This is a genomic window from Marinomonas pollencensis, assembly GCF_003387375.1.
In the GTDB taxonomy this organism is placed as follows: domain Bacteria; phylum Pseudomonadota; class Gammaproteobacteria; order Pseudomonadales; family Marinomonadaceae; genus Marinomonas; species Marinomonas pollencensis.
In genome coordinates, this window is the sequence record NZ_QUNG01000009.1 from 20,975 (window position 1) to 33,600 (window position 12,626).

Genomic DNA, 12,626 nt, shown 5'->3' on the forward strand with positions numbered 1-12,626 from the left:
GCATACTTGATCAACTTTGCAGCAAATCGTGTTATCTTGCCAGTATTCGGTTAGGAAACCGAAACAATATTGAGCTGATTATTTCAAGGATGAATCATGAAGCGAATATCCCCCGATTGTGTGGTCTTTTACACCGCCTCACAATGTTATATCTACCCAATACAGTCTTGCCCTAAAGCGCTCCCATTTGACGTTGAAGACGCGCGTCCAGTGCCGAGCGATGAACAAATCAAGTTACTCCAACAAGAGTTGAAGCAGAGTGTGCTCGCGAGCAGTCGGCAGCTACTTATTGTCGTACCTAATGCTTGGTTATCTGTCTCCGAGCATCAGATAGCCCACCCATTATCTCCTAAATTAGCCCCATTGGCTGCGTTGGCATTTGCCTCAGAGACGACGTTTGCGCCCCCGAATGAGATCTTTTTCCATCACAGTGTTGATAAGTTAAACAAAGACCTATTTCAATTGCATGTAATTGCTTGTTCGAAAATGTTAAGGGATTTACTGCGTCAGCCCTTTGACGCCGCGCAGGACTGTCGATTGATATCGATGCAGCAATGGCAGCAGCGCTCGTCGCGGCGCTTTGCTCGTTATACTTGGGGGCAGTTCGAGCTGTCTAACTACCAACCAGAAGAAGACCGGCGCCGTAATCTTGTCCGCCGCTGGTTGGTTTTTGTACTGCTTAGTGTTTCGTTACACCTGTTAATACTGGGTTATTTTTATCTTCTTGACCGTCAACATAAGCAACTAGCTGTGACTTTGCAGCAGCAAACGCAGGCTCTGAGTTTGCCTCAGAAGGGCAGTGTGTTTGTTTCTCAGTTACTGACAATGTTACGTACTTTACCTAAAGATGTCCGGCTTTCTTCCCTAAGCAGTGAGCAGCATGCTGCGACAGCGTATTTGACGCTACCGCATGATAGCTTGCCTATTTTATTGGCTCAATGGCGCCAGGCTTTTCCGCATTGGCGCTGGCAAGTTTTGCCTCAGAGCAAACTTTTAGAGTCTCAGGAGGTGATCGATGTGGCGCTTCGGATTTTTGCACGTTAAAGCGTGGCCGTCCCCCTCATTCACTCTGTTGTGCTTGCTGATTATGTTGCAAATGGGGGCTTGGTATCCACTCTGGCAGTCGCGGCAAAGTGCTCAGCAAGTCGCTTCTAGCCAAGCCTCGCGATGGGAAGGCATAAGTGCGCAACAACTAGCCCAAAACCAGAAACTAGTAGCGGGAAATTTTGCCTCAAACAGCGTATCGACTCGAGTGGTGAATAGCCATAGTGGTAGCGTGACGCAATGGTCTGTGAGCGGAAAAATGTCGTTAGTAGATTGGCAGGTATGGCAAGAAAAGCTACAAGAGCAAGTCGCAGTGGGGCTAACGCAGGCACAGTGGCATTTCTCAATGGATGGTCAGTGGCACGGCGAACTTTTGTTTGATGTCTTGCGGCCCATGGCGTCACGAGCCCCGCATGATTGGTTGCCTATTGGTGTCTCTGTGTTACCTAAAGGCCTAGCTAAATGGCGTTTAGTTTTAGTGGTTGTTGAGAACGGAGAAGCCTCCGCGTTGCTGTCTTATGGTGTCAATAAACGCTGGGTGGAGTCGGGTGATTGGCTGCCTGAATTAAGCTTATCAATAGCTCGGATTACCCCAGATGAAGTGACACTAAGGGCTTTATCCGGCGAAAAGTTGTCCTTGTTTGTTGGCGGCTTTAATGGCGTGAAGGAGTGATGCTATGTGTTCGAAAGGATTAAAAAGAAGCGGCCGGAGGTGGGCATTATTGATGACCTTGATGTTATGGATGCCCCAACGAGTACTCGCTATGGATGTTTTTTTTGAAGCGCGAGCGATACAAGAGGTGTTGCCTTGGTTGGCGTCAAAGATGCAGGAAAGCTTAGTTATCAGCCCAGATATTGATGATAAGTTAACTCTGTCGATTAAGAACGCGTCTTGGCAGGAGGTGATGGCGGCGGTGGCGCAAAATCCCAAAATTGAGCTGACGTGGCAGGGAGCTGTTGCTGTGCTGATGCCGGCTCAGCCCAAAAGCCAACAGGAAAAGTGTCAACGGGCTTATTGGGTATTGCGTCACGCCAAAGCAAATGCCGTTGGCGGGCATCTGAAAGTGCTTTATCCGAGTATTTCTTTGGTGGTTGATGAACGAACCAATTCGCTGATTACGTATTACTGTCAGCCTGTTGAGGGGTTAATGCAAACGCTGGCTTGGCTAGATGCACCGCTGCGACAGATAGAAATCAGCGCGCAGATTGCCCAAGTGAGTACCTCTGCACAATCTCAGTTTGGTGTGAATTGGCAGGCCAATTTATCGAATAGCGTGCGCTCTTCTGTTGGTGGCGCGGTTGATCTAGGCGCATTGGCGCCAACCAGTCGTTTATCCGTCTCGGGCTCGAGTGGCTTAAGCTTGCTGTCGTTTACTTTGGATATGCTAGAAAGCGAAGGCATGGCTAAGGTGTTATCAAAGCCAAAAGTGGTGGCGATTGAGGGGCAACTCGCGCGAATTGAGTCGGGCACCGAAATCCCTTATCAAACAGTAGATGACGATTCTGTGAATGTTGAGTTTCGCGACGCTGCTTTATTGTTAGAGGTAAGGCCATTTGTTAAAGAAGGCAAGCGTATCTTGTTGGAGTTAACCATTCACCAAGACTCCGTTGGGGAGTTGGTCAATGGTGTGCCGAGTTTGGAAACCAACCGGTTAAAAACGCAAGTGGTTGTGAACGACCAAGAAACCCTTGTTTTAGGGGGGATTTTTAGAGAAGAACGTTTTAAAACAACCAGTAAGGTTCCGCTTTTAGGCGATATTCCGATACTGGGTATATTCTTCAAAAGACAAACAGAACAACAAGAAAAGGTTGAATTACTTGTATTTATTACACCAAAGCTGCTACAAATGTCAGTTAACTAGGCTGCAGCCTGAATCTGCTTAATTCCGATGTATTTGAAACAATGATAAAAGCTCCCAATATAATTTTAGTGGGCCCAATGGGTGCTGGAAAAACGACCATAGGTCGTTTGCTTTCACAATCGTTGGGCAGAGAATTCTATGATTCAGACCGAATCATAGAGGAGAATGCCGGGGCTGATATTCCTTGGATTTTCGAAAAAGAAGGTGAAGATGGCTTTCGTAAACGCGAAACTCACGCCTTAGAGTGCATGCTACATAATCAAGAAAGTGTTGTTCTTGCGACGGGTGGCGGTATTGTGATGCGCGAAGAAAACCGCGAGCTACTGATAAAAAGTGATGCGCTAGTCGTCTACCTTTATGCGTCTGTTTCACAGCAGCTTCATCGCACATCGAAAAGTAATCACCGTCCTCTATTACAGACCAGCGACCCAAGGGCGACACTGACTGCGCTTTTTAAAGTGCGTGACCCATTGTATCGCGAGGTCGCTACCTTGGTTGTAGAAACCGATTCAAGACACCCCAAGTCGGTAGCAAATAAGGCTTTAGAGGCCATCAAACGTCATTTAAAATCAGAGAGCAAGACACAGAATGCGAACGTTAACGGTTGAGTTAGGAGAGAGAAGTTACCCTATTTATATAGGTGGCGGAATTCGTCAGCAGAAGGACCTATTTGATCAGGCAATTCATGGTAAGCAAGTCATGATTGTCACCAATGAAACCATCGCACCTTTATATCTCGATGCCATGGTGTCAATGTTGGCTGAGTCTTATCAAGTGGCAACCTGTATTTTACCTGATGGCGAAGCCTTCAAAACATTAGAGACATACGGCCAGATCATGACTTCGCTGTTAGAGGCAAAGCATAATCGCACCACGACTATCATAGCGTTAGGTGGCGGAGTGGTTGGTGATATGGCAGGTTATGCTGCTGCTACTTATCAGCGTGGCGTGGCATTTATTCAAGTGCCGACAACCTTGCTCTCTCAAGTGGATTCATCTGTCGGTGGTAAAACGGGCGTCAATCATCCGCTCGGTAAAAACATGATCGGTGCTTTTTATCAGCCACAAGCGGTGATTATTGATACGCACACGCTGTCTACTTTACCCGTTAAAGAACTGTCTGCTGGTATGGCAGAGGTTATCAAGTATGGGCTTATATGTGATGCTGCGTTCTTTGATTGGTTGGAACAAGAAATTGACGCTTTAATGGCATTGGATAATGATAAAATCAGCGACGCTATTTATCGTTCCTGTGTGGCTAAGGCCGATGTGGTTGCTCAAGATGAGCGTGAAGGGGGAATTCGCGCTATCTTGAATCTAGGCCATACCTTTGGTCACGCCATTGAAACTCATATGGGCTACGGTAATTGGTTACACGGAGAAGCGGTCGCCGCTGGCTGTGTGCTCGCGGTTGATTTATCCTGGCGTATGGGGAATCTCACTGAGCAAGATGTGAGCCGTTCGGTGGCCTTATTTAAAGCGGCGAATTTACCTGTATTACCACCTGCGGAAATGACCTTAGAGCATTTTAAAGCGCTGATGGTGCTGGACAAAAAAGTGCTTGATGGCAGCTTAAGGCTGGTGTTATTAGACTCGCTCGGTGATGCGATTGTCACGTCAGATTTTCCGATGAGTGACTTTGATGAGTGCATCATCGATGCTTTAGAAGCAAGTGAGAAAATACCTTCATAATGAGATTTCTGCCGTCTTAAAGGACTTGTATGTCAGAACCGAATTTTCAGTTTGACTTAGAAAGCGCACTGAATCAGCCGCCAAAAGCGACGCTGAGGGACCCGTTCGGTTCAAAAGACATGTCGGCTTACTTCGCCTCAGAAGAAGGCAACCAACAACTGGCATTACTAGAGCATTTAAGCCGATACAGCAATTTATTATCGGTAGTGCAAGGGCCACAGGGCAGTGGTAAAAGTCGTTTTATGATGGAATTTGTCCGCCATCAAGATGATTCGACCATTATTAGCCAAGTGAAAGCCAGTATGTTGATGACGGCAGGACAATTGCTGCAAGCGATATACGCAGGCTTTGCCTCACAATTAAGAGAGCCGCCCAATGAAGCCACTTTTGGACCATTGCTAAAGTTTTCTCATGATCTAGAGGCGCAAGGCCAAAAAGCATTGATCTTGATCGATAATGCACAAGAACTGAATACCGATGCCGTCAGCATGTTGCTGGATATGATGTCGCTGGCCACAGAGAATCAAGCCGTACCGCATGTGGCATTGTTTACCGAGTTTCCTCTCTCGCGCAATTTAGATGCTTATCAACGTTCACGTTATGAACAGCTGAGTCATACTTTGACCATCGCGCCTTATTCGTTAGAGCAAACGAAAGCGTACTTGCTGCACCGAGTACGGACCGTCGGCGGTAGTATCAACCTGCCATTTAATGACAAGCAAATTAAGCAGATCCATCAAGAGTCCGCTGGCTATCCAGGTGCTATTAATAAAATCGCTCAAGCGATGATGGGAAATGCCGGCAAGGGCGCACAACGCGGTCGACGTTTTAATTTGGCACTCGGTTTTCCATTGGTGCATATGGCGTTATTGTGTTTGGTGATGCTGGGCATTTTAATTGCGGTACTCTTTAGTGATCCTGATGACACCGAGTTGCAAGTGGCAGATCGGACCAGTAACGTGATCCCGTTAAGCCCCAAAATAGAGCCGCGAGCAGGGCAATCATCTTCTGCGACCATTGCCAGAATCGATGCCATGCAGCGTAAAATAGGCACCGAGGGCGCCCTTGGCTTACCACCTATTCCTACCGAAGCAGCAGAGCCAGACAGTGAGCCAACTGTTGCACCAGCCCAATCTTCTATCTCTACCGCTCCTATACGTCAGGACAGTCCGGTCACGACTACGCCGACGCTTACTCAGGAGCGGCCTAAGGTTGTACTTCAGCCAATGCCAGTAGAGAAGACAGCAACGATTCCAGAAAAACAACAAGCCACAGATGCGTTTGATAAAACACAATGGTGGCTAGCGCAAAGTCCAGGTCGTTATACTCTGCAACTACTGGGTACTTATAACCTTGATACGGTAAAGGATTTTATTAAGTCTCAGGGTAGCATCAGTGTTTTTAGCTATTTTAAGTCAAAGTATAACGGTCGAGATTGGTACGTTGTGGTTTATGGAATGTACCGTAACCGCAGTGAAGCCATTGCTTCTGTTGAATCTTTGCCGAAGGATTTGCAAAATTTGAACCCTTGGGCAAGAAGTGTACGCAGTATTCAGCAAGACATTAAAAAATTCGAATAATCGTCTGAATACGCTGGATTGCACTGTATTTGCTCGCTTCTTTGACTTTTAAATCACACAATTGGGCTGTTTTTTTCGAGATGGCGACGTATTTCTTTTCAAAAAAAGCCATTTTCTTATAAAAAAACCATTTATCTCTGAAATACACAGATCCACAGAGGAATTTTCTGTTTGGAAAATCCCCAACCATAGATAATTCTCCTAGAAGCGTTTAATTGCTCTGAAGCCCCCATGAAAAACCCCTGAAATGGCAGTAAATTCAGTGAGCTTGATTTGAGTCGCCGCACGCTGCGAGGTAAGATCATTTTCCTTTTTGGTGGTTGACAAGGCAGATAATAATCATTCTCAAAGTCAATTGATCGACTTTCGACTAGCCTGATCGCCAAAAATTATATTCAGATCTATTTGATATCTTTACGTTTCAACTGTGGGAGTTGGTGTATGAATGCAGGTCTTTATCGTCCTGGCGAATTCAAAGACAACTGTGGCTTTGGCTTAATTGCACATATGGAAGGCAATGCAAGCCATGAACTATTAAAAACAGCCATTGAGTCTTTGACATGTATGACGCACCGTGGGGGCATCGCTGCCGATGGCAAAACTGGCGATGGCTGTGGTCTTCTTATTCAAAAGCCGGATACTTTTCTACGCGGCGAAGCTGAGTCTTTATTTAGCCACACCTTGTCTGATCTTTATGGTATCGGCATGGTTTTCTTGGACCAAGACGTCACTGCGGCTAGCGAGCAGCGTGAGGTTTTGACGAGACAGTTAAAAGAACAAGGTTTAAACGTTGTTGGTTGGCGTGAAGTGCCAACGGACGCGTCTTGTCTAGGTCGTATTGCTGAAGAGTGCTTGCCACGTATTGAGCAGGTATTTGTCGACAGCAATCGTATGGACGCTCGCACTTTCTCGACGCGTTTGTTTGTTGCTCGTCGTCAAACGGAAATCGAGTTAGCGAACTTTGAAAACTTCTATATCTGTTCTTTATCTGACAAAGTCTTGTCTTACAAAGGCCTAATGATGCCTGCCGATTTGCCGGTATTTTATAAAGACCTAGGCAACGAGGCACTACAAACGGCAATCTGTGTTTTTCACCAACGTTTCTCTACTAATACTTTGCCAAAATGGCCGTTGGCACAGCCATTCCGCATGTTGGCGCATAATGGTGAAATCAACACGATCGAAGGTAACCGTAATTGGGCTTTAGCACGTGGCAGTAAACTGCGTTCACCATTGATTCCTGAACTTCAAGATTTACAACCATTGGTTAATTTGACCGGTTCTGACTCGTCTTCTATGGACAATATGTTAGAAGTATTGGTGACCGGTGGGGTCGATATTTTCCGTGCTGCGCGCTTGATTATTCCGCCAGCCTGGCAAAATGTTGAGAACATGGATCCAGAGTTGCGTGCTTTCTATCAGTACAACTCAATGCACATGGACCCATGGGACGGCCCAGCGGGTCTGGTTATGACTGATGGTCGTCACGCTATCTGCATGTTAGACCGTAACGGTTTGCGTCCTTCTCGTTGGGTGATCACCAAAAACGGCTTTATTACGCTGGCATCTGAAATCGGTACTTACGATTACAAACCAGAAGATGTGGTATCGAAAGGCCGTGTTGGTCCTGGTCAAATGCTGGTGGTAGATACTCAGACTGGCCAAGTTTTGCATACCAATGACATCGACAACCGTTTGAAGTCTGCTCATCCTTATAAAAAATGGTTGAAGCAAGAAGCGATCCGCATTGAGTCTTTGCTAGAAGAGTCTTCGCTAGAGTTTGAACCTTTCACCACAGAAGAGATGTTGGCTTATCAAAAGATGTTCCAAGTGTCTTTTGAAGAGCGTGAACAAATTTTCCGTCCATTAGCGGAAAGTGGTCATGAAGCGGTTGGCTCTATGGGAGACGACACGCCAATGGCGGTGATGTCTAGCCAGACTCGTCCGGTCACCGACTATTTCCGTCAGAAGTTTGCTCAGGTAACGAACCCACCAATAGACCCATTGCGTGAGTCTGTAGTGATGTCTCTAGAAACCTGTATTGGTGTAGAGCGCAATTTGTTCGAAGAAACACCTAAGCATGCGAACCGTATTATTCTATCGTCGCCGGTTCTATCGCCTCGTAAATACAGCCGTTTGTTGGCGTTGAACGACCACCGTTTTCGTTTGGTGCGCTTGAATACGAATTACAACCCAGATGAAGTTTCTTTAGAACAAGCAGTGAAGAACTTACGTATTAGTGCAGAAGAAGTGGTTCGTAATGGTGCGGTGATCGTAGTGCTTACCGATCGTGATATCGAAAAAGGCCATTTGCCTATTCCTGCGCCAATGGCTGTGGGTGCGGTGCACCATCACCTAACGGCGGTTGGCTTACGTTGTGACTCTAATATTATTGCCGATACTGGTTTTGCACGTGACCCTCATCAGTTTGCGGTTTTATTAGGCTTTGGTGCGACAGCTGTTTACCCTTACTTATCTTACCGCTTGATCAATGACATGGTGGATAAAGGGGAGGTCCTAGGTGACCCAATAGGCTGCCATGTGAAATACCGTAAGGGTATCAACAAAGGCCTGATGAAAATCCTATCTAAAATGGGGATTTCCACCATTGCCTCTTATCGTGGCGCCCAGCTTTTTGAAGCGGTTGGTTTGGATGACAAGGTCGTAGATCTTTGTTTTAAAGGCGTTCCAAGCCGTATTAAAGGTGCTCGTTTTGAGGACTTCCAGCGTGATCAGGTCACCGTGGCCAACAACGCATGGAAGCAACGTAAACCTATTCAGCAGGGCGGCTACCTTAAGTACGTTCATGATGCGGAATACCATGCTTTTAATCCAGATGTGGTTCGTAACCTACAAACAGCAGTAGGCAGTGGCCGATTTGAAGACTTCACGGCTTACACTGAACTCGTTAACAATCGCCCCGCTTCTATGCTTCGCGACTTGTTTACCTTGTCCGATAAAGCGAAAGCGATTTCTATTGATGATGTAGAATCTCTGGAAGACATCCTACCGCGCTTTGACTCGGCAGGTATGTCATTAGGTGCATTGTCTCCAGAAGCGCATGAAGCGTTAGCACAGGCCATGAACGAATTGGGCTGTCGCTCTAACTCTGGTGAGGGTGGTGAAGACCCTGCTCGTCATGGCACTGAGCGTCGTTCTAAAATCAAACAAATTGCCTCTGGCCGTTTTGGTGTGACGCCTGAATACCTAGTAAACGCTGAAGTCCTACAGATTAAAGTAGCGCAAGGTGCGAAACCAGGTGAAGGTGGGCAGTTGCCTGGCGGTAAAGTGAACGGTTTGATTGCCCGCTTACGTTACGCGGTTCCAGGTGTTACCTTGATTTCACCACCACCGCATCACGATATTTATTCGATTGAGGATTTGGCTCAGCTGATCTTTGATTTAAAACAAGTTAACCCAGATGCTCTAGTGTCAGTGAAGCTAGTGTCTGAACCGGGCGTCGGCACGATTGCCGCGGGTGTGGCAAAAGCCTACGCAGACTTGATCACTATCTCAGGTTATGACGGTGGTACGGCGGCGTCGCCATTAACCTCGATACGTCATGCCGGTTCTCCTTGGGAGTTAGGTTTAGCAGAAGCACAACAAGCGCTGCGCTCTAACGACCTACGTGGCAAGATCCGTTTGCAAACAGATGGTGGCTTGAAAACAGGTTTAGACGTTGTTAAAGCGGCTATTTTGGGGGCTGAAAGCTTTGGTTTTGGTACGACACCAATGATCGCCATGGGCTGTAAGTTCTTACGTATTTGTCACCTTAATAACTGTGCAACAGGGGTGGCAACACAAGATCAAATGCTGCGTGATGAACATTTCATCGGCACCGTAGAAATGATTAAAAACTTCTTCCGTTTTATGGCTGAAGATACGCGTTTATGGATGGCGAAGTTAGGTGTGTCACGTTTGCAAGACCTGATCGGACGCACTGATTTACTGACGATTTTACCGGGTGAAACGGATAAACAGCAGAATTTAGATCTCTCTCCAATCCTGTTGAATGATGCGATTCCTGCGGATAAACCACAGTATTGCTTAACACCGCTAAATCCGCCTCATGATAAGGGCTTGTTAGCGCTGAAAATGTGGGAAACAGTACAGTCTGCGGTTGAAGAAAAAGAAGGGGGCGAGTTTAGCTTCCGTGTCACCAACTGTGACCGCTCTATTGGAGCGCGTTTATCTGGTGAAATCGCGAAACGTTACGGTAACCAAGGCATGTCCGATGTTCCATTAACATTGAAACTATCAGGTACTGCTGGACAAAGTTTTGGTGTCTGGAATGCGGGTGGTTTGAACATGTATCTTGAAGGTGATGCGAACGATTACGTAGGTAAAGGCATGACGGGCGGTAAGCTTGTTATTCGCCCACCACGTCACTCTGCTTTTGAATCTCAAGATACGGTTATTATTGGTAACACCTGTTTATACGGTGCGACTGGCGGTAAATTATTTGCCGCTGGTATTGCGGGTGAACGCTTTGCTGTACGTAACTCGGGGACCCATGCTGTTATTGAAGGGGCAGGGGATCACTGTTGTGAATATATGACAGGTGGATTGGTAACCGTACTGGGTGATACTGGCTACAACTTTGGTGCTGGTATGACAGGCGGCTTTGCTTACGTATTGGATATGGATCGTACCTTCGTGGACAAATACAACCATGAGTTGGTTGAAATCCAGCGCGTAGGAACGGAAATAACCGAAGAATATCGTTCTCATTTGCGTAGTGTGATTGAAGAATATGTTCGAGAAACTGACAGCGAATGGGGCAAAGAAATCTTAGAAAACTTCTATGACTACATTGGCAAATTCTGGCTAGTAAAACCAAAAGCCGCGAGTTTAGGTGCGCTGTTAGATAGTACTCGTCAGCGCCCAGAATAAAACTTGGCGAGTGGTGCAAAGCACCATTAATGAATCAGTTTGACCCATTTGAGAGAAGTGCCGCTTGTACGCAAGCGGCCATAGGAGATAGCAGCTTATGTCTGAGCGCTTGAACAATGCATTTCAATTCGTCGAGGTGGATCGTAAAGATCCGAAGAAGAAGCCTTTAATTACTCGTAAGGCTCAGTTCGTCGAAATTTATAAACCGTTTGAGGAAGAGCATGCCAAAGGGCAGTCTCACCGTTGCCTTGAATGTGGTAACCCTTATTGTGAGTGGAAATGCCCTGTGCACAACTACATTCCTAACTGGTTGAAGCTGGTAAGTGAAGGGAATGTATTAGAAGCAGCGGAGTTGAGCCATCAAACCAATTCTCTGCCTGAAGTATGTGGTCGAGTTTGCCCACAAGATCGTCTTTGTGAAGGGGCGTGTACCTTAGGCGAAGGTGGTTTTGGCGCGGTGACGATTGGCTCGGTTGAAAAATACATCACAGATACTGCGTTTGCTCTAGGCTGGCGCCCAGATATGTCGAAAGTGGTACCGGTCAATAAAACCGTGGCCATCGTTGGTGCAGGGCCAGCGGGTCTTGCGTGTGCGGACGTATTGGTACGTAATGGCATTAAGCCTGTGGTATTCGATAAGTACCCTGAAATTGGTGGTTTGCTTACTTTTGGTATTCCTGAATTTAAGCTAGAAAAAAGTGTGATGACACGCCGTCGAGAAATTTTTGAAGAAATGGGCGTCGAGTTTGTATTAGGCACGTCTGTTGGCGATGATGTGCCATTTGAACATGTACTAGAAGAATACGATGCGGTTTTTCTAGGCATGGGAACCTATAAATACATGAAAGGCGGCTTCCCAGGTGAAGATTTGCCTGGTGTTCATGATGCACTAGATTACTTGATCTCTAATGTTAATCATTGCCTAGACTTTGAAGAAGACGAGAGTGAATACATTAACCTTAAAGGCAAGCAAGTGGTTGTTTTAGGTGGTGGTGATACGGCGATGGACTGTAACCGTACCGCGATTCGCCAAGGTGCCAAAGGTGTCTCTTGTGCTTATCGTCGTGACCAAGAAAACATGCCTGGTTCTCGCAAAGAAGTAACCAATGCCCGTGAAGAAGGGGTTCAGTTCCTTTTCAACCGTCAGCCAGTAGAAATTGTTGGTGATGGCAAGGTAGAAGGCATCAAGGTAGTGGAAACTAAGATGGGTGAGCCTGACGCAAATGGTCGTCGCAGTGCTGAAGTCATCGAAGGCAGTGAGCAAATTATTCCGGCTGATGCGATTTTGGTTGCCTTTGGTTTCCAAGCAAGCCCAGCGCCTTGGTTTGAGAAGTTTGGTATTGAAACCGATGCTCGTGGTCGAGTGATCGCACCTAAGAAAGGCAAGTACATGTTCCAGACTACCAATGAGAAGATCTTTGCTGGTGGCGATATGGTGCGTGGTTCTGACCTAGTTGTAACGGCCATTGATGAAGGTCGTAAAGCGGCTGAAGGCATCATGGACTTCTTAGACGTTTAACTTAAAGTAACTTATGGTGCTCATTATTTTTTACAA

Annotated in this window: 8 protein-coding genes; all 8 read left to right on the forward strand. The window is 46.5% G+C overall.

Annotated features, from left to right (window positions below):
* The first annotated feature begins 96 nt into the window (after nt 1–96).
* The 8 genes from DFP81_RS12820 (at nt 97) to DFP81_RS12860 (ending at nt 12,590) form a co-directional block, all read left to right on the forward strand.
* Nucleotides 97–1,044: a hypothetical protein gene (locus DFP81_RS12820; protein ID WP_115898297.1), complete on the forward strand. Its 948-nt coding sequence runs from the start codon at nt 97–99 to the stop codon at nt 1,042–1,044.
* Nucleotides 1,016–1,717 carry a hypothetical protein gene (locus DFP81_RS12825; RefSeq protein ID WP_115898298.1) on the forward strand — a complete coding sequence of 234 codons (702 nt, stop codon included), beginning with the start codon at nt 1,016–1,018 and terminating at the stop codon, nt 1,715–1,717. Before DFP81_RS12820 ends, DFP81_RS12825 begins: the two co-directional genes overlap by 29 nt.
* Before the next feature lie 52 nt (nt 1,718–1,769).
* Complete coding sequence (locus tag DFP81_RS12830; protein WP_115898299.1) at nt 1,770–2,906, forward strand: type IV pilus secretin PilQ; 1,137 nt, start codon at nt 1,770–1,772, stop codon at nt 2,904–2,906.
* Nucleotides 2,907–2,947: 41 nt separating this feature from the next.
* The gene (locus DFP81_RS12835; protein ID WP_115898300.1) at nt 2,948–3,514 is read left to right on the forward strand and encodes a shikimate kinase; all 567 of its coding nucleotides are present in this window, start codon (nt 2,948–2,950) and stop codon (nt 3,512–3,514) included.
* Nucleotides 3,495–4,598 (forward strand): 3-dehydroquinate synthase, encoded by a 1,104-nt coding sequence (gene aroB, locus DFP81_RS12840; protein ID WP_115898301.1) that lies wholly within the window; start codon nt 3,495–3,497, stop codon nt 4,596–4,598. The genes DFP81_RS12835 and aroB overlap by 20 nt, the downstream gene beginning before the upstream one ends.
* 29 nt (nt 4,599–4,627) lie before the next feature.
* Nucleotides 4,628–6,178, forward strand: a complete 1,551-nt coding sequence (locus DFP81_RS12845) for an SPOR domain-containing protein (protein ID WP_115898302.1) — start codon at nt 4,628–4,630, stop codon at nt 6,176–6,178.
* Between the two features lie 441 nt (nt 6,179–6,619).
* Nucleotides 6,620–11,071 carry a glutamate synthase large subunit gene (gene gltB / locus DFP81_RS12855; RefSeq protein WP_115898304.1) on the forward strand — a complete coding sequence of 1,484 codons (4,452 nt, stop codon included), beginning with the start codon at nt 6,620–6,622 and terminating at the stop codon, nt 11,069–11,071.
* A gap of 97 nt (nt 11,072–11,168) precedes the next feature.
* Nucleotides 11,169–12,590 carry an FAD-dependent oxidoreductase gene (locus tag DFP81_RS12860; protein WP_115898305.1) on the forward strand — a complete coding sequence of 474 codons (1,422 nt, stop codon included), beginning with the start codon at nt 11,169–11,171 and terminating at the stop codon, nt 12,588–12,590.
* Nucleotides 12,591–12,626: the final 36 nt, after the last annotated feature.